The following is a 21724-nucleotide window of genomic DNA, read 5'->3' on the forward strand; positions in this document are numbered from 1 at the left end:
GCTTCCTTACGAGTGACAGGACGTAGCTTACGCATGCGAGGATCAGTATGCTCTTCATTATCAAAATTCTTGTCATAAACAAAAGATGCTTCATTAACAATCACACCAGTAGTCATGCCTAGAAAGCCATATAACTCACCCATCCAGCTAGCATCACGCTGTGCAAGATAGTCATTGACTGTTACGACATGAACACCTTTGCCTTCAAGCGCATTCAGATACGTTGGCAAGGTTGCGACAAGTGTCTTACCTTCACCTGTTTTCATTTCAGCAACGTTACCCTCATGGAGCGCCATTCCGCCTATAAGTTGAACGTCGAAGTGACGCATTCCAAGGACACGGTCACTTGATTCACGTACTAATGCGAATGCGTCAGATAGAAGCGAGTCAACAGTCTCGCCTTTTTCAAGTCTTTTCTTAAGTACATCAGTTTGCTGCCGTAACTCAGTTTTTGTGAGCTTTTTATAAGTGTCGGCAAGGTCATTAATAGCACCAACTTTTTTTTGTAATGCCTTGAGAATCCGAACTTGCGGATCACCGAACACTTTTGTTAACGCTGATTGTCTACTAATCATAAGGAACCCCTCGCTGTCTGAAAATTCTGTAAAATACTACGTATTAGTATACGCTGTTTTCATCAGATAGAAAAGGGATAAACACCACTACATTTCACGCGCATAGCTGCGTTTAAAGCGACTTAGAACGCCACGACGGCCAACGTGTGGAATTGTAGCTTCTTTATACTTGTGTAGCTGTGCGACAATTTTTGCCTCTGCTATATCAACAGCTGCAAGTACATTAACTGTTGAGTCTTTCGCTGTTAGCATCTTATCGGGGACATGCATAATAATCTCAGCTTCGTACTTGTTTCCATGTGCCTTATTAACTTCGCGTAGCTTAACCTCAGCCGTCACGCTTTTGCGTGCATGACGCGGAAGATAGCGATCGAGCCGTCCAATCTTTCTGGTGACGTATTTTTTTGTCGTATCGTCAAGTTCAAATTTGACCCCAGTAATATCAATTGCTTTAATCATGCTACCCTCCTTTTTTATTAGGTTTGGTAACTCTATTATAGCACTTATGGATTAAATAATCTCTCTCCCGCCCATATACGGACGTAGTACTTCTGGGATAATCACGTCACCATTATTCGTTTGAAAATTCTCGAGAATACCGATAAGTGGGCGTTCTGAAAAGACAGTTGCGTCATTTGTATGCGCCAACTCAACCTCACCTGTAGCGCGACGAACACGAGTTTTCATAGGACGGGTCTGATAATCAGTAATGTAATCTGCTGTATGCGTTTCACGATATCTAGCCTGCGCTGGTAGCCATACCTCAATATCAACACCTTTGGCATTTGGCCTTCCAATATCAGCCGTACATTTCTCTAAAACTTGATATGGGAGTTTTAATTGCTGCATGAGGTATTCCTGAATCGCTACCATGAATAAATGTTCTTGAAGTGAAGTTTCTTTTGTTGAAAAACTTTCCATTTCAAGCTTATTGAACTGATGAAGACGAAAGATACCTTCTGCATCCTTACCATACGTACCCGCTTCACGTCGGAATGCCGTTGTATAGCCTACCATACGAATCGGAAAATCAGCTTCAAGTAAAATTTCATTCATATACATTGGAGATAAGGTATGCTCTGCGCTTGCATTTAGCCATAGGTCTTCATCTTCAATTTTATAAGTTTGCTCTTCTTTGTTTAAGCGCCCAGTTGCTTGAAATACTTCCGTGCGAGCAACGGCTGGTGGTAACACAGGTATAAACGGTTTACTGCTAACATCTAATTTGTTTTCATGAATAATACTTTGTAGTACTTCTTCATTACCTAGTACATCCATACCGTACTGCCATAGTGCAAACTCTAAGCGAACTAGATCACCCTTTAAATAAGCGAATCGAGCGCCGGCAATTTTTGCCGCTCGTTCTTTATCAATCCAATCTTTAGCACTTGCAATTTCCCAGTGATTTTTAGGTGAAAAATCAAAAGTTGGCTTGTTGCCGCTATTTTTAATGACAACATTTTCTTCTTCAGTTGCTCCAACAGGAACAGTATCAAGAGCCATGTTTGGTAATTTTTTAAACTCATCAATAAAAGCTTCTTCTGCAATTTTAAGATTTTCTTCAAGATCTGCAAGTTGTAGCTTTAGATCTTTACCCTCTTCAACTAACTGGTCGGATGGCTTACCACCTGTCATTGCACTCGAAATATCATTACGTCTCGTTCGTAATTCGTCAATCTTTTGACCAAGTGTACGACGCGTATCATCCATACTTAATATAGATTTCACATCAATTACGTACCCTTTGTTCTTGGCGTTTTTTTCTACTTTTTCAGCATTATCTCGGACGAAACGAATATCTAACATGAACACTATTATAGCGCCCTCTTTGATAAAGGGCTAGAGTTTGGCTCTATCCAAGCAAACAGCACACATTGTATCTTCTTCTAGCTCGTTAATGCTCGTGACGACGGTCGTATTTTCGCTTATGCCGTGGCTGCCATCCTCTGTGACTGGATTCATGGCGGTGAGGCTCACGACGGGTGGTCCCTAGCTGTGCCATAAAACTAGACCCTAAATGAGTATCTAGTTTTGCGAGCCCCATAAGACTGCGTCGTTTCTCGGAACTAAGTTCTTCAAGTGAAATTGCACCGTCTGCTATCGCATTGACCTGTTGTTGAAGTTGTCGAAGTGATATCGATGGAATCCGTTTGGTATGATATCGACTAAGATTACGACGCTCTCGCTCAAGCTGCTCTTGCAGCCATGCAGCGAGTGCCTCGATAAATAGTCTTCGATTTTCAGGTGTCTTATCGCGAAGTGGCTCACCACTTCCCTCAAGAACCTGACTACCGAATCTTACCAATTGTCGAACTGAAAGATTACCCGATCTTGGATCATAATATGGTTTACCGCGTCTTGGTGCAAAAAGATGTGGTGCTAAATCAATTAACCATTCAGTGCTCACAGCTGTAATACCTTGAACCAGATGAAGAGTTTCAAGGTCTCCGCTATGAGTTGGTACCTGCAAATCGAAAGGAGTACCCGTAACAAGCTTCGGGTTACGCACGACAGTACTGCTTGATAGCTCTCTATGAACCTTACTTGAAATATGCACGGCATCACCATGTTCATCAATTAGCCACAATTGATCAATCTGACCTGCAACTATACAACGAAATAACTGCTCCTGCTCATCTAATGTCACGGCAGTTAGCTCGTCCCTTCCCAAGCCCAGATCATAGTCAAGTCTTTCCATCACCTCTTTTGCCTTGTGTACATTCTTACTTATTATTCCTATTTCTTCAAACAATTCAGGGTCAATATCTGGGAGTGAAAGATACACATCATATTGTGCCAAAAGATCCGATTTGATTTGCTTCGTATATTTGTGCCAACCAGTATAACGAGGCCCGCCTTTCACAATTCCGCCAACTTCCTGGATACCAATAATAGCTGCGAGTTTGGATTGAACGGCTTTACTATACTTTTGCGCCTCAACGATCATTCGACCGTAGTTTGATTCAACCGGAAATTGCTCCATTTGATGGCCAATATTGGTTACATCACCCGTTTTTGTTAACGCACCAAGTGCAATTAACGTGCTTTTTGCCATGGCGATTGCCTTGTGACTGGGATCATGGTAAAAATCAAGGAGTTCAATATCTATACCCACATTTGCAAGTCGCAGTGTTAAGCGATCAATATGCTTGCGCAGTATTTCAGGAGTTGCGTACTCTTGTCGCTCCTCTAATGGAAGACACGGCATTGTATCATAGGGTGCAAGAATATATTCGCCTGGCTTCGTACGCCCAGCTCGACCTGCTCGTTGAAGACAGTCTGCCTGTGACGTCTGTGCTATAAATAGTCCTTCAACACCATTTCTAACTTCACTCTGTCTCGCTAGCCCTGAATCAATTACGACGTCTACATCATCAATCGTCACACTTGTTTGAGCAATGTTTGTTGCTAGAATAATTTTACCGTTTGGATAACTGGAAAATGCGTCCTGCTGAGCCGTTGCTTCAAGCTGCGAGTGAAGTGGAATTACAGGTACACCAAGCTCGGTCGCTTTTACCATCACTGCATCACTAACATTTTGAATCTCTGACTTACCAGGCAAAAATACTAACATATTACTTTTCATTGTAGTAAGTTTGTTTAGAATTTCATTTATAACATCTGTACCCCGCCTCTTCGTTACAGCGTGTGTCCGTCCTGGAACAACAATAACTGCTTCAGTAGAAAAATATGTAGCAAGTGTACTAGTCTCAATCGTAGCACTCATAATAACTACTTTAAAACGTGGTTCTTCTTGGCAGCGTTTCTTTGCCCACGCGACAAGAACTTCCATATTTTCATTCCATTCATGTACCTCATCAAGTACAAGGACTTGACGCTCACTAATACCCGCACCTGTTATTTCGCGAACTAGCTGAAGTCCGTCAGTGCAGTAAAGAATCTGGGTTTCCGAACTATCATCGCGCTCATGAGCAGTGCGATACCCAACAATCTGGTCGCTGTTCCTTCCAGTGCGTACAGCCAGCTCTTCTCTTACTCGATGACTTAAATTGCGTGCAGCTAAAATGCGTGGCTGCGTAACAATTACTTTTTGATATCCATGCTCGGCTAAATATTGAGGAACCTGAGTACTTTTACCGGCTCCTGTTTCGGCAGTAATGATCGTCACTTGGTTATTGTCGACGGCATCTAAGATGTTTTCACGAAAACCGTAAATTGGTAATTGTGGAATTATATCATTATTCATAAATTAACGACCTCCACCACCGCCGCCGCCACCGCCACCGCCCGAAAATCCACCACCGCCAAATCCACTCGAATTCGAGCTTGATGGAGAACTAAAATTTGTTGCTGTTGTAGTAAACCCGCTAATACTAGATGCAAAAACTGCCGCATTAAATGCTGATGATCCACTATACCAATCAGGTTGTGAATTCATTTGGTCATACCTTACCGAAAGCTCCTTCACCCATTGTTTTTCCTGCCCAAATAAGACGGCATAAGGCAGTACTCGTTCATATAACTTAACGACCTGAGCATTGTCATTGAGATCTACTGGAACTTTCTCTGAACCCTGTGGACTTTGTAGCACTCGCATCCTATCAGCCTCGGCAAGCTTTATATACATTTCAAGTCCCTTTAAATAGTCATACACTTCGCGACCTTTGTCAGTTAGCGGATGTATGTTTGCCTTAACAATACTTGCAAGGCCGACAGCGATAAATCCAAGTATTATTGAGAGAACAGGCGCAAAATCGGTACTTTGATTTAAGCCAACAAAACCAATCAAGAGAAAAATGATTGCAACATAGAAACTAATCGTAAGTATTCGTGTCGGCTTTGCGTAATCTTGCCTATAGCCTAGTGAAATCGCAGACTTACTGACTATCTTCACTGACTTTTGTAACTTTTGACCGGTTGTAACATCACTTTTCTTAAATGTATATTTTTGACCAGTATTAAGCGAGCCAAATAAATCAGTTAGTATTTCAGTTTCGATATCAGTTAAGCCGGCGCTATTTAGTAGTTCGATCGAATACTCTGATGATTTACCAAAAAATCCATCAACCTGTGATTCAATTAGCCGAATGTTATGCCTCACCGTTAGGTCAATGATTTGAGACGTCACAGCCCTAGGTATAGCGGCATATAATTCACCTGCCATTAATACAGAGATGTCTTTGGGAGGAAGATACTGGGGAATAATCGTTCCTCTTCCTTTAGCATTGCGGCCGAATTTTATCCATATAACAATTGAAACGATAATTATGATACTAAAAATAGCCAATGGTATGTAGGAGACACTATCTAGAATTGACCACGGACGATTTGTAAATGTTCCCGCATGAAACTTAAGTACCATCGTAACGTTTTCATTCGCCCTGATACTACCATTCGATGAAAAGTTTACACCTGTATCATTTTTATCAGCTATACATTCTTGATTCGAATTCTGAATACCCTCAAGACACCTTACATCCCCGCTGAAAGCCGAATTGGATGAATCATCAAAATGGACTGTCGCTGTTACCTTATTAAATACTTGACTCCAGCCAGTTCCATTTGTATCCCAATAAAACTCTTGATGGTCGCCGAAATCTTTTATTACATCGCGCAGTGTATAGGTTAATTGGTATACTTGAGTCCCTCTCAAGTAGTTATCACCGCCAGTTGCGATGACCACATTGCCATTTTCAGTTGTCTGACTATACACCGGCTCAGGTTGACCGTTGCGTAATAATGAGTCCAAATGAAATGAAACTGTATGCCCGTCATATACACTGGGGATTGCTCTGTTAATGCCTTTATTTTGATCAAAATTTGGAAACTCCGCGGTCAACGTTTCAACCACTTTAAGATTTGAGCGCCCTTCACTGTCCTTTGTCAGATAGTAGTCCGCATTAAAATTACTGAAAGAGAAATCATCCACGCTGGCATGTGCATTGTTCAGTGGCAGTAAGACTGAAATAATGGAAAGTACGCCTGCAATTAAAATAGTCCCTACTCTTTTCATATCTTTACTATACTTTAGCAGTACCAAAATAAACATATCCACTTTAATTTTATATTTGCAAGTTATTAAATTATATGTATTCACAGTTGACTTTATGTACTTTTTATGCTTAAATGTATTCATAAATATCACTCGCTCAAAATAAGCGAAAGGAAAAATAAAAAATGCGCCGCACATCAGAATCATATGTACCACAGGAAGTAACTAGCGAAGTTGCAGATGTTGCCGATAGCTCTTATGAGCAAGATGACAACCGTGAAGTCTCACCCACTGCTGCTCGATTAAAACGTGCTGCTGATCGTGTCGGATCATTCCTTGAAAAGCGCGTTGTTAATAAGGCACATGCTGAAGCAATAGCTGAAGATAGTGCACGCACTGAAGAATATCTTGAAAGCATAGAATCTACAGTTAATCTAACACCTGAAGATAGTATGGAAACAACAAGCATCGTACCTGAAGTAGACCGAAATGCAGAACGAAAAGAAGCTGTTAAAAATTTTTTTGGAAATATTGGCAATAAGAGTCTTTCATATCTTCGTCAAGCGGGTGAAATTACAGTTAGTGTTACCGTTAGTGCGGGAAATGTAGTCGGACGCGGTGTCAAAAGCGCCACAGATAGTGTAGCCCTAAATACGCTGTATGCTGCCGATCGGGTTAAGAGTACCATCACAAGTGCAGCCGAAACTGCATCGCTTAATGCCCTTTACGGTGCCGATCGAATCAAAGATTTTGCTCAAACAAGTCGTGATGCACTTACAGATAAAGTTGATTCGGCTGCTAACTTTGTTACCGATAAAGTGGACTCTATTTATAACACAGTCGCTGATAAAAAAGATGCTACTATAAACTTTGTACGTGATAAATATGATGCTGCAGTTGCACGTAAAAATGCACGTGTTGCACGTTTACAAGAAGCCCGCGCATTTGAATCAGCACAACTAGAGACAATACGTGCAGAAAACCAAGCTCGTGCGGATGCTGACCGAGAAGCTCGCATCGCTGAACTTGCTGAAAAAGCGGAAGCACAGCGACAATCTACTATCGAAAAAGCGATCCTCTCTCGTGAGCGTAAGCAAGCTCGACGTGAAAAAGTCGCTTCAATACAAAACAAAGCAGGTGAACTATGGCAGACTGCCAATACAAAGCGACGTGCTATTGGCTCAAAAGCGCTAAGTTTTGTGGCTCGTACCCGAGCAACCGTCAATGCCGCCACTGCTGCTGCCTCATCAACATGGAAACAACACGCACAACAAGAGCAATTGTAATATAATAAACATTAACACTATTCATAGATAAGGAACATTAAACGATGAACCAATATTTTATTACCGCAGATACACTTGATTCGCTTGGTATTGATCTTACCGGCCAGGATAAGGACGCCCTTCTCACCCATCTAAACGAAACTTTGCAAGAACGTGTTGGAGCGGAAATTACCGATTCTCTAAATGATGAACAGCTAAAAACTTTGCTTGATAAGCAGGAGAATGCATCTGAAGAAGAACTTGGTACATGGCTTGAACAGACAATACCCGATTTCAAACAACTTGTTCAAGATGAAATTGATATCCTTCTTGGCGAATTAGCAGAAAATAGTAACGGCATAAACGAAACAGCCTAGTAATTAAAAATACCGGACAAAAGTCCGGTATTTTTAATGAGCCTACTCAGATTTATCACACTATGATATCAGGATAAATTGCACGTGTCGTGTCGTCGACTTCATTTCGCAGCTGCGGGAATGGAACACCCTCGCGGGCAGTTACGCCTTCAAGTGACCAAAAAATACGCTCAGAAAAGCCAAGACCACAGGCTGGTGGCATAGCATATTCAAGTGCCTCGACATAATCGATATCCATCATCTGAGCTTCATCATCACCATTATCTCGTAACTTTTCCTGCTCGAGAAAACGATTATATTGGTCAATTGGGTCATTGAGCTCTGAGAACGCTTTGCACATTTCACTTCCACCAAAAACTAAGTTGAATTGCTCTGTAAGAGCTGAATTATTTGATTGGACTTTAGCGAGTGGCTGCATGAAAGTTGGCATATCCACTAAAAACGCAGGGCCACCAAGTGTTTTGCGATATTTTTTCCACAATTTATCAAGGCTACGTTGGCGATTATCTTGTTTTTCAACCTCAAGATTATTTTCTTTAAGTTTCGCTGCGATATCTTCAATAGATGAATCAAAGACGTCTATGTCGTACTGCTCTTTTAATACCTGTACGAAGCTAATCCTAGGAAAATGAATATTATCGTCGCCAAAATCTATAGTCTGGCCGTCAGCAAGAGTAAACTTGCGTGTTTTCCAGGTTGCATCTACGATTGAACGAATCATTCGTTCAGTCAAATCCATACCCTTTTCCCAATCAGCATATGCCCAGTACCATTCCATAGCAATATGCTCAGGAAGGTGTTCGTCACTGTAGTTTTCATTTCTAAAACGAGCGCCTATATCAAATACTCTTTCATAACCCGCAACTAACAATCTCTTGAGTGGTAGTTCATGGCTTATGCGAAGATAGAAATCTTGGTCAAGTGCATCCATGTGCGTAACGAATGGGCTAGCGTCTGCTCCTCCCGCCGTATTTTCGAGAACTGGAATATTAATTTCAAGAAAATCATTGTCAATAAAAAATTGGCGGGTCGCCTGCCAGAATTTTGATCGTCTCACAAAGCGATCACGTACTTCTAGATTAACATTCATATCAACATACCGTCGACGAAAACGCTCTTCTTTGTTTATAAGCTCAGTAGGCATTGGGCGAAGTGCCTTAGTGAGAAGTCTGAGTGTTTTAACATTAATTGATATCTCACCTGTTTGAGTGCGGATGATTAAGCCTGTCGCCTCAACAAAGTCACCAGTATCAAGAAGGGATAATTGTTCCAGTCCTAAAATACCCTGCTCGGTGTCGAGTTCTGAAATTTCGCCAGCTCGAAGAAATAACTGTATTTGACCACTAAAGTCTCTGACAACAATAAATGCCAGTTTACCAAATTTACGAATACTCTGAATACGCCCGGTGACTGTCGCAGTTTGACCCTCAAGCGTATCAAACTTATCAACTATATCACCTGCATTATGAGTTCGATGACTAGTTGCCGGATACGGATCAATACCGAGCTCTTTTAGTTCAGCCAGTTTACGTAAACGCTCATCTCTATAATCTTTTAGTGTTGCCATTACTTTATGCGTGCTCCTATTTCAATAAGTATATCAGAACAGAGATGAAATGGCATTTTATATGGGTTATCATTATATATAGACATGAAGCAGCAAATTCAAAAAAATATCAAGCGCATCACACGTGCTCCGATGGAACAGGTTCGTCGTCGTCAGGCAGAGCGAACAACTATAGCCATAGTCGGCCTTCACCTTCCTATTGCCTACCAAAACAAACTCGGTAACGAGCCAGATCTTCAAAGAACAATAGATTTTCTAAGTGTGCAGCCTGACGGTAATCACTACCTCGCTGATGTAGCTCGACTACCTTCCGGATTTGCCATGGCTCGAAGGGCGCTCCGTGCAATTACACATCAAGAAACGCAATTAATTGCTACTGCCGATGTTATTTCCATACATAGTGATAAGTCAGGTGTTTTGGGATACTTTTGGAAGCGTAGACTACGGAGAAGAATCGGAAAAGTAGCTACAAATTTAGTGCAATCAGCAGCTGAACTAGATTTAAAGACTATTCTGACGCTTGGTCAAATTGCTGACGTCATACCATTACCTGATGCAGTAACAAGTGTTGTCGTTGATCAAAGAGATACGTTCGATAAAATAGATGAAAGTAATATTGCTGCAATTATTATTGCAAGACGCTACGAGGAACTACTCAGAGAGCAGGAAGAAGAGAAACTTACCGTGCGTTACGACCCTTTCCAGGATGATGAGCAATAAATAGAAATATATCGCTCATTTAAAGCGATATATTATAAGCAAAGGATTAACTAGCTGATTGCAACAATTTTATATGTGATTGAAGCTTTTGGCGTTTTGATAGTAACATCGTCATCAACCTTTTTGCCCATCAGTGCTTCACCGATTGGCGACTCGTTACTAACCTTCCCCTCGATTGGATTAGCTTCGACGGGTCCGACTACACTATACTTAACCGTCTTCGTGCCAGTTTTTAGTTCAACTGTACTTCCAAGTGCAACAATTGATTTTTTACCAGCTTTGATAATATCAGCGTTGAGTAAGATATCTTCGATTTCAGCAATACGACTCTCTAAAAGTCCCTGCGCTTCACGAGCACTGTCGTACTCAGCATTTTCGCTTAGGTCACCAAAGTCACGAGCATCGGCAATTTTATCTGCAATGCCTCCTCGCTGAGCCTTTAGGCCAACTAACTCAAGTTCAAGTTCTTTTTTACCGTCCTCAGTTATTTGATATAGTTTTTTCATGTATTTGTTCCTTTAGTGTAATAAAAAACGCATAGTCGCGTTGTTAGTAATCATAAAATTGTTACCACAAACCCCCTGTAGGCTATCCTGTAGTTAGCTTATTCTATCAATCAGATCATCGCGTGTCAAGATGGTCGTTTCACCAGTAGAACGTAGCGTATATTCATATTCATGTGAGGAAATTAGCCTGTCACTAACCGTCACTCGATGCGGTAGACCTATGAGCTCGGCATCGGCAAATTTCATACCAGGTCGCTCATCACGGTCATCATAAAGCACTTCGATTCCTTTTTCAGTGAGTTCATCATAAAGCGCATCGGCATGACTCACAGCTTCGTCGCCACCAATCCGAACAAGGTATACCTTAAATGGTGCGACACTCTCTGGCCAGACAATACCCTTATCATCAGCAAATTTTTCAACCAGTACACCCATTACGCGCGTAATACCAATACCGTAAGATGCTAGATATATAGGCTGCTGCTTACCTTCAGCGTCGGTATAGTAGATTCCCATCTTTTCAGATTTTTCTGTACCGAATTTAAATATGTTTCCAACTTCAGCACTCTTGACTGGGCTCAGCGTTGTTTTATCGACACCCAGTTCAGTCGTGGCGTCATCCAGGACTTCCTCATTAACAGCAATCTTATGGTCATCACTTACATAGAGAATATCTTCACCTGCATCACAAATAGTTTGAAACTCATGACTGAACTTTGTAAACGCTCCCCCACTCGCAAATGTCACAAATGTACTATCGCCAATCCCTAATCGTTTATAAATTCTATCATACGCATCAATAACTGAGATATAGTATTCATCCATGTCTTTCTCGCTTGCATGTAGTGAATACATGTCCTTCATAACGAACTCACGACCACGCATGATCCCACTCTTTGCGCGAAGCTCATTACGTAATTTTGTCTGGAACTGATAAACACTTGTCGGTAGATCTTTATAGCTCTTAATGTATTGCTGCATCATTTCCATAATGGCCTCTTCATGACTCCATGCGAGACCCAACTCAGTATCATCCTGTAGCTTAGTCTTGAACCATACATCGACTGCTTCATCGCTCCAGCGACCAGTCCCCTCCCAAGTGGCCTTGTTCTGCAGATTTGTCATGATAAGTTCTTGGCCGCCAATATTATTCATTTCCTCGCGAACAATTTGTTTAATCTTTTCGAGTGTTCGTAGTCCAAGAGGAGTATATGCATATACTCCCGCCATAACCTTAAAGACGAATCCTGCACGAATTAATAACTGCGCATTTTTTGCAACTTCATCAGCAGGTGCTGTTTTGCTGGTTTTTGTAAATAATTTAGAAACTCTCATATTATCCTCCTAGTGTATGAGAAAGTAACGGATTTATAAAGAGGAAATAAAATGCGATACCATTTTTTAACATATGAAGTAGTATGCCTGCAGATATATTACCGGTAACTTCACGAAGACTGCATAGTACAAGACTGAGAATAAACACATCAATACTAACATTCCATTGAAAGTGGACCAATCCAAATAATGCGCTTGTCATAAGCATTGCTACCCATGTCGGTACCGCTCGTTTGAGTTTTCCATATAGATAACCGCGGAATAAAATCTCTTCAGCGATTGGAGCAATAACTACTAATGCCAAAAAGGCCAGAATAAATTCATACTGTTCTGATAAGCCTTTGAAAATAATATCCTGGGCTTCATTAAGATTGAGAGCAGGGATAAACTGTGCGAGGAGAACCATGACAACAGCTGAAGCGATGAAGTAAATAACAAATCCAGCCGGTGCAAGCAAAATATCCTTCCAACTTGGAAGTCGCGTAAGGCCGATAAGTACACGACTTACAGTCTGCTTTTTTAGCAAAACTGGCAGTCCAATAACAAACATGAGCGTTAATGCATATACGACAATAGAGATGACGAGTCCGTAGACAGCTTGGTTCACAAGACCAAGCGGAATACCAAGTTTTGCTATGCTAATCGCAAGAACACTAGTGATAACAACGGAGACTACATAGCCAGTCAATACCCATGCCGGCACAAAAAAAAGCTGTACCCAATCATAGGGACGTTCTCCAGAAAGTTTATTTAAAGAGTTTTGTAACATCTAACACCGTTATGAAGACGACTAGCGCCATTAATACCATAAAGCCAACACCCTGGATCTTTTCTTCGCGCTCTTTAGTAAGTGGCTTTTTTAGAAGACGGAATATAACCATAACAAACCAACGACCACCATCAAGTGCGGGAATAGGTAGTACGTTCATGACTGCAAGCGTTAGCGAAATGATAGCCGTAAGAAAAACCAGCTGGGTCGGACCTGCAGCGCTAGCAGCTGGGAAAATAGTTCCTAATATTCCAATAGGGCCAGCCACACTGTCACCTGCCGTCTTAAGATCCTGTTTTGCTTCGTCTCGATTTGTTTGGTCCGTGCTAAATTGAAGTACTATCCCTTTTGCAGTATTTGCAACTAAATCCCCTAGCCCCTGAAGTGTAACGATAGTAAATTGACCAGTTGTGACAATTCCCACAATTGGAGCCGACCACGATGCTCGAATTTGTTCACGTTGATAAGGACCTACTCCTAGAAAGCCTTGGCCATTCTCATTGGATGAGCGGAGCGATACCTGCGTACTATACTCAATGCCGTGACGCGAATAAATAATTTCAACAGTCTTACCCTTATTAAGCTTCGTACTATCGACTAAGTCACTTGCTGTGTTTACAGGCTCACCTGCAAAACGAATAATTTGGTCCCCCGTCTGTATTCCTGCCTTTTGAGCAGGTGAATCTTTCGAGACAGTGCTTGCTTCGACAGGTTGCTTAATGATTGTCGAATCGCTAGCTAGGGAGAACTGATTTGGAAGGATTTTTGGAAGGCCCGTCCATGCTAGAATCGTGAGTAAAAAAACTGCAACAATCCAGTTCATAAGAACACCAGCTAAAAGGATTTTCGTTTTCTGCCACAATGTAGCTGCACCATAATCACCCTTCTTCCTAGCTGCATCATGCTCACCTTGTAGTTTCACGAAACCACCGAGCGGTAGCCAATTGAGCGTAAATAGAACACCACTTTTTAACTTTTTAGACCACGCTCGTGGAGGAAATCCGATACCGAACTCCTCTACGACAACTCCATTACGCCGAGCAACGATTGCGTGCCCAAGTTCATGCACGACCACCAAAATCACAAGGATAAGGAGACCGACAATAATACCTATTAGTGTTCCAAACATGTGTTATACCCTTCAGGTTAGATCGTTAAGATGTCTTTTTCTTTTTGTTTAAACGCGAAGTCAATTTTTTCTTGAAATTCGCCCATCGACTTATCAATATCTTTTTCAACAATCTTTAGATCATCCTCACTAAGTTCTTTGGATTCTTTCATCCGTTTTGCTTCTTTAAGGGCATCCTGGCGAATAGTGCGAAGCACAATGCGGGTATCTTCGACCTTATCTCCTGTCTGTTTTACTAGGAGCTTACGACGATCCTCTGTTAGCGGAGGTATTGGTACTCGAATAATTCGACCATCATCACTTGGATTAAATCCAAGTGATTGGTTAGAACGAATTGCCCCAGCAATTGCTTGAATGTTACCTGGATCAAACGGTGTAATCTGTAACAGCTGTGCTTCAGGTGCAGTTATGTTGGCAGCCTGATTCAGAGGTACCTTCGCTCCATATACTTCAACAGTAATTCCTTCGAGCATACTTGGATGAGCGCGGCCTGTTCGGACTTTTTTTAGCTCTTCTTCGAAATGTTCGAGTGTTGTTGTCATCTTATCTTCGTAGGGTTTTGTATCAAACATATGCATTTATTATATCAGATTAGAATATATAAATCTCATCTATTGACTTATTTTGCTAAACATGATAATATAGATTTATAATTCAACAAAAACAAAAAAAGGCAAAAACATGTCACTCGAAATGACCCTCAAAGCACCTGAATCTAGCGAAGCTGAACCAGTACAGACGCCCCTAACGTACGGCGAGGTTGAAAACTTTCGATCAACTCTTGAAGCTGAGTCTAAAGCTAGCTATGACAATCTTAGCAAGGATGTATATGGTGTGCAGGCTGAGATAAAGAGACGCCACGGTTCAAATGAGCCAACTGGCGACTTAGAAGCTATGCTCCAAGATATCGAGAATGCTCGTACAGAAGCTTTTATACTCAACCGCGCCATCGGCCTCTTCAATGGACGTGTTAGTGGTGGCGGTGGTCAGAATCTTGAGTGGAAGCCAGTCACGAATAGCTCTGATAGCTACTCAGAAGGAATATTCCATGCGGCACAGGCAGATGCTGCTAACCGAAGTGCGGCTGATCGAATGGAGAATGGTCTTAGTGACCCCCATGATGCTGCAGAAAAATATAATCGCCCCGATATTGCTGCTGAGTTATTGTCAGCTGAAATTCAACAGTCTATTCTAGAAAACCCAGATACAATCCGTGCTGAACTAAACCGAGATGACAAGTAAACTATTTAGTATTAAATAAAAACTGGCCAGTTGGCCAGTTTTTATTTAATCACTCACCTTACTGAAAGGTTGGATTAGTCATTTACTCCAAGTTCAATACGCTTGAATTGACGGACAATAATATTCTCGCCTAACTTTGCAATATTTTCTTTGATGAAATCACCAACCGTCTTCTTTTCATCTTTGATGTAGACCTGTGTGTAAAGTACTTTTTCTGCAAAGTATTTCTTAACCTGGCCATCAACAATTTTTGCAGCGATATCAGCTGGCTTTCCTTCTGCAGCAACCTTTTCTTCAGATTCTTTACGAACACGCGCAAATTCATCTTCAGGAATGTCAGCCTCTGTAATATATACAGGTGACATTGCAGCAATTTGAAGTGAAATTTCATGAGCTACCTCTTTGAACCCATCAAGACGAGCAACAAAATCTGTTTCACAATTCACTTCTACTATGACACCGATACGACCACTATGGACGTAACTGTCGATCAAACCCTCACGAGCTTCACGGTCACCTTTTTTCTCGGCTTTTGTAAGGCCTTTTTTACGCATTGCTTCAAGTGCCTTATCAAAATTGCCATCAGCTTCCACTAATGCAACTTTTGCATCAGTAAGTCCAACGCCTGTAAGTTCTTTCAGTTTTTTAATGTCGTCAATCGAAACGCCCATTTTTATTTCTCCTCTGATTTAGCTTCTTTTTTAACAGTGCCGGCACCTTCTGATACAGCTGCAACAAAATAATCAAGTAGTAGCTGAAGACCTTTAATTGCATCGTCGTTGCCTGGGACAACGTAATCAATAAGTGTCGGATCGGCATTTGTGTCAACAACGGCAACAACTGGAACGCCAAGTGTCTTTGCTTCTTTGATTGCATTTGCCTCAGTAATAGTATCAAGAACAACTACTGCGCCTGGCTTACCGTTTAGATCTTTAATGCCACTATATTTAACATTCAATTCATCAATCTCTTCTTGAAAACGCTGTACTTCAAGCTTGTTGTATCGTTTTTCAAGATCACCACTATCCATACGCTTTTCAAGATCTTTAAGTTTCTTGATTTGTTGGCCCATAGTCGCAACGTTTGTTAACATACCGCCCACCCAGCGTTCAGTCACATATGGTTGGTTGATTGATTCAGCAGCAAGTTTAACGATATCTTTTGCTTGTTTTTTTGTACCAACAAAAAGAATTTGCTTACCGCTTGCTGCAACCTTAGTAAGAAATGGTAGTGCCGCTTCGAGGCCTTCGACAGTTTTTGTAAGGTCAATGATATGACTATCTTGACGTTTACTATGAATGTATGGGGCCATTTTTGGACTCCAACGACTTGTTTTGTGTCCAAAGTGAACACCCGCTTCAAGTAGCGCCTTTATATCGACAGTTACTGCCATAATTATGTACTCCTTTTTTCCTCACCTTTCTGCCCTGTTATTCAGGAGTATGCAGAGAGGCTGTGTCATTAATAAATTGTTACTAAACTATTCTAACAGAGGTAATTAGTATTTGTCAACGGATAGCAGTAGCGTGCGTTTTGTGCTAATGCTATACTCATATTCATGAAAGATTTATTCCGTCGCATCGCTAACCGTATTTCTAATTGGACCGGGACAGCAACCGTGTTCCTCAGCGCAGTTTTCATTATTATCATATGGGCCGCAACTGGGCCAATTTTCCATTTTTCCGATACGTGGCAACTTGTTATAAACACTGGGACAACTATCATCACTTTCTTGATGGTTTTCTTAATCCAGAATACTCAAAATAGGGACGGTAAAGCTGTCCAATTAAAACTTGATGAACTAATACACGCTACAAAAGGTGCACGTACCTCTTTTGTCGGTTTAGAAGATTTTAGCGACGAAGATTTAAAAGAATTGGATAATGAGTTTAAGCTACTAATCCAGAACCCGTCGACTGCTCGCTCAATCGCAAAACTTCACGCAAAAATTGATGCCGAACATGCACGCCGCCAAAGTTTAAAGATTGGTGGTAACTCTATGCTGCACATATTCCATCACGACAGTGCACCTACTGCCCCAAAACCACCTGAAGCTAGTTAGCTCAACTCAATGAGAAGAATTTATTGTCAAAATGTACTTTTGATTGCATAGTCATTGTATTTTACACGTTTTGTGCTATAATAACATCGATACATCTCCATCCAGGAGAAGTACGTACGAAAGGAATCTACATGACCGTCACGGTCGTTCGTCAGACGTACCTCGACACCGTCTGCTTGATGGCTCGCGAAGGAGTCAACAAGATGATGGGACAGCCGAGTAGCCTCAGCATCGAAGTCGTGACAAGTAAGATCTCGACTCTGATGTCTTCCTATGGACCACTCAAGGACGGTTGTAACCAGAACATGGACGCACAGACCGACACCGCGTGGACCAGAGCGACACTGATGATCGAAGAGGCAGAAAAACTGTCGATCCAGTTGCTTCAGAGCATCCAGATCGAACAGCTCGTCGATTATCTGAGAAGTCAGATCAATGAACAGATCAGGAAGAGCGACGACAACACAACCGGTGGAGTACGTCGAGCAATCGAGCGTTTCGTCGGAGACAGCGAGAAGCTTGTTTCAGGGAAGTCGCGGCACTGGTGTCGCGGTCTTCCGCTATGGTCGGCATGCCTCGAGCTCCGACAGGGTCTCATTAGCATTCCCCTTCCACTGTACGAGTCTGTCGCAGTGTAGACGCCAGACCAAGTTCAGACCCGTATGAAAAGGACCCGCAGAGAGTGCTATGCGCACACTCCGGACTTTCTGCGGGTCCTTTTCATATTTCACCCCTTTGACAATGAGTGTCATATCGGCTACAATAGGTCAGATATGAAAAGCAGTTTACACCCAACAACATACCGCCCAGTCGTATTTAGCGACGATGTGGCCGGGTTTGCCTTTTTGACACAGTCAACTACGCAGACTACAGATACAATTAAATGGGAAGATGGAAACGAGTACCCACTTGTGAAGGTCCATATTTCCAGTGCATCTCATCCTTTCTTTACAGGTGAGGAAAAGATCATAGATACCGAAGGTCGCGTCGACCGATTTAAGGCTAAATTTGCTGCTGCTGAAGCACGTAAAGAAGCACTCGCAAGCAAAGCTAAAAAAGCTGCTGCGGTTAAAGCCAAGAAAACAAGCGGCGAGAAATAACGCTATTTTAAAAAGAGGTCGCTCTTGCCAGCGACCTCTTTTTAAATGTAGTATATAACTATATGCCAACAATTAATCTAAATATTACCGACCTTACAACTGAGAAAAAAAAGCTCGGTGAATTTTTGGCTGATCCAAATGCTTATGCAGATTCTCAATTTAGTACTAAAAATAAGCGTTTCACAGAATTAGAAGCGATTCTAGAAAAAGCGATTCTGCGTCAGACCCTTGAGCAACAATTAGTTGAAGCCCGAGAGCTCAGCGGCGGCAATGATGAATTAGCGGAGCTAGCCAAATCAGATGCAGCTGAAACTGAAAAGAAACTTTCTGAACTTGAAGATAGGCTATTTTTAATGCTCGCCCCGCGTGACCCTAATGATGATAAGAACGTTATTATGGAAATTAGAGCTGGTGCTGGTGGCGATGAGGCAAGCTTATTTGCGGCTGAGCTATACCGGATGTATCTTCGTTACTGTGAAGCGAACAGTCTCAAGACTGAACTACTTTCAGAAAGTGCAAACGACACTGGAGGCTATAAAGAAGTTGTCTTTGGTATTAAAGGTGACGCACCATATGCAAGATTAAAGTTTGAGTCTGGTGTTCACCGAGTCCAACGCGTACCATCAACCGAATCTCAGGGTCGCATTCATACAAGTACTGTTACTGTCGCTGTACTTCCTGAAGCAGAGGAAACAGATATCGAAATAGCTGCAGGTGATTTAAAAATTGATGTCTACCGCGCAGGTGGACACGGCGGACAATCTGTAAATACAACCGACTCGGCTGTTCGTATCACTCACCTACCTTCTGGACTTGTGGTGACAAACCAAGATGAAAAATCTCAAATAAAGAATAAGGAAAAAGCGATGAGTGTTTTGCGCAGTCGTCTTCTTCAGGCAAAAATTGATAAAGAACAGTCTAAGCAAGCAGCTGAAAGACGCAGCCTCATCGGATCAGGTGATCGATCGGAAAAAATCCGAACTTACAACTTCCCACAAGACCGCATCACAGACCATCGTATAGGATATAGCCGTAGTGGTATTCCTGTAGCTATGAATGGCGCTATTGATGACATAATCGAGCACTTACAAGCATATGAACGTGAACTTGCTGCCGCAAACGCCAGTAATTAAAGAATGGTTGCAACATGCAGCAGGTATTCTTGACTCAATAGGCATAACTTCAGCGCGGCTTGATGCTGAAATTATTCTCGCACATTCACTTCGAAAACCACGCACTTACCTTCATGCCCATGGGGAAGATACATTGCAGGCACGTGAATACGAGGTTGCTGAAGCCCGACTACAGCTTCGCATTGATCGCGTTCCTATTGCCTACATTATAGGACATAAAGATTTTTATGGTCGTCAGTTTCAAGTAACCACTGCGACTCTCATTCCGAGACCTGAGTCTGAAGTGATGATTGAGCTCCTTGGAGAAATTATAACTAGATCTACCCAACACACGTACAAAACAGTGGTTGATGTCGGAACTGGATCTGGCTGTCTTGGCATTACCGTAAAGCTTGAACACCCGGAGCTTTCCGTCACCCTACTTGATATAAGCAACTACGCACTTCAAATCGCCCGCCTCAATGCAACTAAATTAAAGGCCCAAGTCGATATAATACGTAGTGACCTACTTAAGCAATACGTGTTACCTTCGGATATTATTCTTGCCAACCTACCTTACGTCGACACATCTTGGGACGTGTCACCCGAAACTCGTCATGAGCCATCACTCGCATTATTTGCCGATAAAAATGGGCGTGGTCTCATTGAAAAGCTTATCGTTCAAGCTGCGACAGAACAGCCGCTGCATGGTCTGCTTCTATTAGAAGCAGACCCTTGGCAACACAGCGCAATTATCGAATTTGCTATGTCGTACAGATACCACCACATTGAAAGTCGTGACTATATTATTGCACTGACAAAAGATTAGCTAGCATACGGCGCAAGTGTTACCTTGACAGTAAGTGTCTGGTTACCTCTCAAGATCGTTAATTGAATCGTATCACCTGGAGCATATTCTGCAATCAAGCTTGAGACACTCCCTCTTATACCAACGTCAATATCACCAACTTTTGTAATAATATCTTTATCTTTGATACCAGCTTTATCAGCTGGACTGCCACTACCAACTGCAGATCCTGTTTCTTTATATACATATGCGCCGTTTTTCACTGTAAGGCCGTACTGTTTTGCTACAGCAGTATTTACTGAAATATAATTAACTCCTAGAAATGCTCGTTGTACTTTACCGCCAGCTAACACACCCTTCAGGATACCTTTCGTTGCATTAATCGGGATTGAAAATCCAATCCCCTGTGCATCTTGAGCGACAGCAGTGTTTAGTCCAATTACTTGACCCTGCATATTTAATAATGGTCCGCCTGAGTTACCTGGGTTAATTGCTGCATCTGTTTGAATTAAGTCAGTTAAATTCTCAACAGAATTTCCTGCTTGTGCTGATATTGGTCGTCCGACGCCGGAAATGATACCGCTCGTTACCGTGTTGTCATATTGACCAAGAGAGTTTCCGATAGCAACCACTTTTTGACCGATTTTTACAGAAGTCGAGTCGCCAAGTTGTGCCGCTGGGAGATTATGGGCATCTTTAATTTTTAGAAATGCGACATCATTTAATGGGTCAGTTCCTAAGACATCAACATTCTCATATACCGTTCCGTCCGATAATGTGACCTGAACCGTTGCAGCACCATCAATCACATGCTTATTTGTAAGCACATATCCATCAGCTCCAACAATAATACCGGTTCCTGCACTTTCCTGTGCACCAGCAGATGCTGAACCCGGCGACTGAGTAATGATCGAGACAACGCTTGGGCCGACTTTAGCGGCTATACCGGCGATATCTTCCTCCTCTTTACTTGCAAGCTGGTTACCATCTTGCTGTACTTGTTCACGAGACGTGAGTGATGAACTACCGTTTAGGAGAGATGACAGGTAGTTACCGCCAAATCCTGCCGCAAAACAAATAAGTACTAGTATGATAGCTCCAATAACAAATTGTAACGTATGGTTCTTGCGAACGTTCATAGCCGGTTTTTGGTCTGATGGTGTGATTATCTCGTCGTTTTTCATAGTTCCCACTTTCTCGTTAC

Annotated in this window: 23 protein-coding genes; 9 read left to right on the forward strand and 14 right to left on the reverse strand. The window is 42.0% G+C overall.

Features of this window, described 5'->3' with window-relative positions; genetic code table 11:
- The 5 genes from ABIS22_04975 to ABIS22_04995 form a co-directional block, all read right to left on the reverse strand.
- Positions 1-575, reverse strand: a 575-nt coding sequence (locus ABIS22_04975; protein MEO7741237.1) for a preprotein translocase subunit SecA, incomplete at its 3' end; no start/stop codon positions are given.
- Positions 576-662: 87 nt separating this feature from the next.
- On the reverse strand, positions 663-1034 hold the full coding sequence (gene raiA / locus ABIS22_04980; protein MEO7741238.1) for a ribosome-associated translation inhibitor RaiA: 372 nt from the start codon (positions 1032-1034) through the stop codon (positions 663-665).
- Between the two features lie 51 nt (positions 1035-1085).
- Positions 1086-2381, reverse strand: a complete 1296-nt coding sequence (gene serS, locus ABIS22_04985; protein ID MEO7741239.1) for a serine--tRNA ligase — start codon at positions 2379-2381, stop codon at positions 1086-1088.
- A gap of 88 nt (positions 2382-2469) precedes the next feature.
- Positions 2470-4782, reverse strand: coding sequence for a helicase-related protein (locus ABIS22_04990; protein ID MEO7741240.1), 2313 nt, complete (start codon positions 4780-4782; stop codon positions 2470-2472).
- Between the two features lie 3 nt (positions 4783-4785).
- The gene (locus ABIS22_04995) at positions 4786-6549 is read right to left on the reverse strand and encodes a DUF2207 domain-containing protein (protein MEO7741241.1); all 1764 of its coding nucleotides are present in this window, start codon (positions 6547-6549) and stop codon (positions 4786-4788) included.
- A gap of 164 nt (positions 6550-6713) precedes the next feature.
- On the opposite strand from ABIS22_04995, the gene ABIS22_05000 reads away from it, so the two are divergent.
- Together ABIS22_05000 and ABIS22_05005 are read left to right on the forward strand one after the other, a co-directional pair.
- Positions 6714-7814 (forward strand): hypothetical protein, encoded by a 1101-nt coding sequence (locus ABIS22_05000; GenBank protein ID MEO7741242.1) that lies wholly within the window; start codon positions 6714-6716, stop codon positions 7812-7814.
- Positions 7815-7858: 44 nt separating this feature from the next.
- The gene (locus tag ABIS22_05005) at positions 7859-8170 is read left to right on the forward strand and encodes a DUF5663 domain-containing protein (protein ID MEO7741243.1); all 312 of its coding nucleotides are present in this window, start codon (positions 7859-7861) and stop codon (positions 8168-8170) included.
- A gap of 55 nt (positions 8171-8225) precedes the next feature.
- On the opposite strand, the gene ABIS22_05010 is transcribed toward ABIS22_05005, so the two are convergent.
- Positions 8226-9737: an amino acid--tRNA ligase-related protein gene (locus ABIS22_05010; GenBank protein MEO7741244.1), complete on the reverse strand. Its 1512-nt coding sequence runs from the start codon at positions 9735-9737 to the stop codon at positions 8226-8228.
- Positions 9738-9821: 84 nt separating this feature from the next.
- Here ABIS22_05010 and ABIS22_05015 point away from each other — a divergent pair, with 84 nt between their 5' ends.
- On the forward strand, positions 9822-10457 hold the full coding sequence (locus tag ABIS22_05015; GenBank protein ID MEO7741245.1) for a hypothetical protein: 636 nt from the start codon (positions 9822-9824) through the stop codon (positions 10455-10457).
- A 50-nt stretch (positions 10458-10507) separates the two neighbouring features.
- Here the strand turns inward: ABIS22_05015 and greA are convergent, their stop codons facing one another.
- The 5 genes from greA to frr all read right to left on the reverse strand — a co-directional run bounded on the left by greA (position 10508) and on the right by frr (position 14768).
- Positions 10508-10963, reverse strand: a complete 456-nt coding sequence (gene greA, locus ABIS22_05020) for a transcription elongation factor GreA (protein ID MEO7741246.1) — start codon at positions 10961-10963, stop codon at positions 10508-10510.
- Positions 10964-11056: 93 nt separating this feature from the next.
- Complete coding sequence (locus ABIS22_05025) at positions 11057-12298, reverse strand: aminoacyl--tRNA ligase-related protein (protein MEO7741247.1); 1242 nt, start codon at positions 12296-12298, stop codon at positions 11057-11059.
- Between the two features lies 1 nt (position 12299).
- Entirely contained in the window at positions 12300-13067 is a 768-nt protein-coding gene (locus ABIS22_05030) for a type II CAAX endopeptidase family protein (GenBank protein ID MEO7741248.1), read from the reverse strand.
- Positions 13045-14196: a M50 family metallopeptidase gene (locus ABIS22_05035; protein ID MEO7741249.1), complete on the reverse strand. Its 1152-nt coding sequence runs from the start codon at positions 14194-14196 to the stop codon at positions 13045-13047. The genes ABIS22_05030 and ABIS22_05035 overlap by 23 nt, the downstream gene beginning before the upstream one ends.
- A 17-nt stretch (positions 14197-14213) precedes the next feature.
- On the reverse strand, positions 14214-14768 hold the full coding sequence (frr, locus tag ABIS22_05040) for a ribosome recycling factor (protein MEO7741250.1): 555 nt from the start codon (positions 14766-14768) through the stop codon (positions 14214-14216).
- Positions 14769-14877: 109 nt separating this feature from the next.
- Between frr and ABIS22_05045 the strand changes: the two genes are divergently transcribed.
- Positions 14878-15438 carry a hypothetical protein gene (locus ABIS22_05045; protein ID MEO7741251.1) on the forward strand — a complete coding sequence of 187 codons (561 nt, stop codon included), beginning with the start codon at positions 14878-14880 and terminating at the stop codon, positions 15436-15438.
- Positions 15439-15512: 74 nt separating this feature from the next.
- Here the strand turns inward: ABIS22_05045 and tsf are convergent, their stop codons facing one another.
- On the reverse strand, positions 15513-16109 hold the full coding sequence (gene tsf, locus ABIS22_05050; GenBank protein ID MEO7741252.1) for an elongation factor Ts: 597 nt from the start codon (positions 16107-16109) through the stop codon (positions 15513-15515).
- A gap of 2 nt (positions 16110-16111) precedes the next feature.
- Positions 16112-16831 carry a 30S ribosomal protein S2 gene (rpsB, locus tag ABIS22_05055; GenBank protein ID MEO7741253.1) on the reverse strand — a complete coding sequence of 240 codons (720 nt, stop codon included), beginning with the start codon at positions 16829-16831 and terminating at the stop codon, positions 16112-16114.
- Between the two features lie 165 nt (positions 16832-16996).
- Between rpsB and ABIS22_05060 the strand changes: the two genes are divergently transcribed.
- From ABIS22_05060 to prmC, 5 genes are all read left to right on the forward strand, one after another.
- Positions 16997-17500 carry a low affinity iron permease family protein gene (locus ABIS22_05060; protein ID MEO7741254.1) on the forward strand — a complete coding sequence of 168 codons (504 nt, stop codon included), beginning with the start codon at positions 16997-16999 and terminating at the stop codon, positions 17498-17500.
- A 23-nt stretch (positions 17501-17523) separates the two neighbouring features.
- Entirely contained in the window at positions 17524-18138 is a 615-nt protein-coding gene (locus tag ABIS22_05065; GenBank protein MEO7741255.1) for a hypothetical protein, read from the forward strand.
- Positions 18139-18273: 135 nt separating this feature from the next.
- On the forward strand, positions 18274-18600 hold the full coding sequence (locus ABIS22_05070) for a type B 50S ribosomal protein L31 (protein ID MEO7741256.1): 327 nt from the start codon (positions 18274-18276) through the stop codon (positions 18598-18600).
- A gap of 62 nt (positions 18601-18662) precedes the next feature.
- Positions 18663-19733: a peptide chain release factor 1 gene (gene prfA / locus ABIS22_05075; GenBank protein MEO7741257.1), complete on the forward strand. Its 1071-nt coding sequence runs from the start codon at positions 18663-18665 to the stop codon at positions 19731-19733.
- Positions 19696-20541, forward strand: a complete 846-nt coding sequence (gene prmC, locus ABIS22_05080; protein ID MEO7741258.1) for a peptide chain release factor N(5)-glutamine methyltransferase — start codon at positions 19696-19698, stop codon at positions 20539-20541. Before prfA ends, prmC begins: the two co-directional genes overlap by 38 nt.
- Here prmC and ABIS22_05085 read toward each other — a convergent pair.
- Complete coding sequence (locus tag ABIS22_05085; GenBank protein MEO7741259.1) at positions 20538-21704, reverse strand: trypsin-like peptidase domain-containing protein; 1167 nt, start codon at positions 21702-21704, stop codon at positions 20538-20540. The genes prmC and ABIS22_05085 overlap by 4 nt on opposite strands.
- Between the last annotated feature and the right edge of the window lie 20 nt (positions 21705-21724).

It is taken from the genome of Candidatus Saccharimonadales bacterium (assembly GCA_039928925.1).
In the GTDB taxonomy this organism is placed as follows: Bacteria; Patescibacteriota; Saccharimonadia; order Saccharimonadales; family Saccharimonadaceae; genus UBA6022.

Coding starts and splice junctions, on each gene's coding strand:
- rpsB (MEO7741253.1), bottom strand. CDS start 16,831: ATGGCAGTAACTGTCGATATAAAGGCGCTACTTGAAGCGGGTGTTCAC.
- prfA (MEO7741257.1), top strand. CDS start 18,663: ATGCCAACAATTAATCTAAATATTACCGACCTTACAACTGAGAAAAAA.
- frr (MEO7741250.1), bottom strand. CDS start 14,768: ATGTTTGATACAAAACCCTACGAAGATAAGATGACAACAACACTCGAA.
- ABIS22_04990 (MEO7741240.1), bottom strand. CDS start 4,782: ATGAATAATGATATAATTCCACAATTACCAATTTACGGTTTTCGTGAA.
- ABIS22_05010 (MEO7741244.1), bottom strand. CDS start 9,737: ATGGCAACACTAAAAGATTATAGAGATGAGCGTTTACGTAAACTGGCT.
- serS (MEO7741239.1), bottom strand. CDS start 2,381: ATGTTAGATATTCGTTTCGTCCGAGATAATGCTGAAAAAGTAGAAAAA.
- ABIS22_05005 (MEO7741243.1), top strand. CDS start 7,859: ATGAACCAATATTTTATTACCGCAGATACACTTGATTCGCTTGGTATT.
- ABIS22_05015 (MEO7741245.1), top strand. CDS start 9,822: ATGAAGCAGCAAATTCAAAAAAATATCAAGCGCATCACACGTGCTCCG.
- tsf (MEO7741252.1), bottom strand. CDS start 16,109: ATGGGCGTTTCGATTGACGACATTAAAAAACTGAAAGAACTTACAGGC.
- ABIS22_05025 (MEO7741247.1), bottom strand. CDS start 12,298: ATGAGAGTTTCTAAATTATTTACAAAAACCAGCAAAACAGCACCTGCT.
- prmC (MEO7741258.1), top strand. CDS start 19,696: ATGAACGTGAACTTGCTGCCGCAAACGCCAGTAATTAAAGAATGGTTG.
- ABIS22_04995 (MEO7741241.1), bottom strand. CDS start 6,549: ATGAAAAGAGTAGGGACTATTTTAATTGCAGGCGTACTTTCCATTATT.
- ABIS22_05085 (MEO7741259.1), bottom strand. CDS start 21,704: ATGAAAAACGACGAGATAATCACACCATCAGACCAAAAACCGGCTATG.
- ABIS22_05060 (MEO7741254.1), top strand. CDS start 16,997: ATGAAAGATTTATTCCGTCGCATCGCTAACCGTATTTCTAATTGGACC.
- ABIS22_05070 (MEO7741256.1), top strand. CDS start 18,274: ATGAAAAGCAGTTTACACCCAACAACATACCGCCCAGTCGTATTTAGC.
- raiA (MEO7741238.1), bottom strand. CDS start 1,034: ATGATTAAAGCAATTGATATTACTGGGGTCAAATTTGAACTTGACGAT.
- greA (MEO7741246.1), bottom strand. CDS start 10,963: ATGAAAAAACTATATCAAATAACTGAGGACGGTAAAAAAGAACTTGAA.
- ABIS22_05000 (MEO7741242.1), top strand. CDS start 6,714: ATGCGCCGCACATCAGAATCATATGTACCACAGGAAGTAACTAGCGAA.
- ABIS22_05035 (MEO7741249.1), bottom strand. CDS start 14,196: ATGTTTGGAACACTAATAGGTATTATTGTCGGTCTCCTTATCCTTGTG.
- ABIS22_05045 (MEO7741251.1), top strand. CDS start 14,878: ATGTCACTCGAAATGACCCTCAAAGCACCTGAATCTAGCGAAGCTGAA.
- ABIS22_05030 (MEO7741248.1), bottom strand. CDS start 13,067: ATGTTACAAAACTCTTTAAATAAACTTTCTGGAGAACGTCCCTATGAT.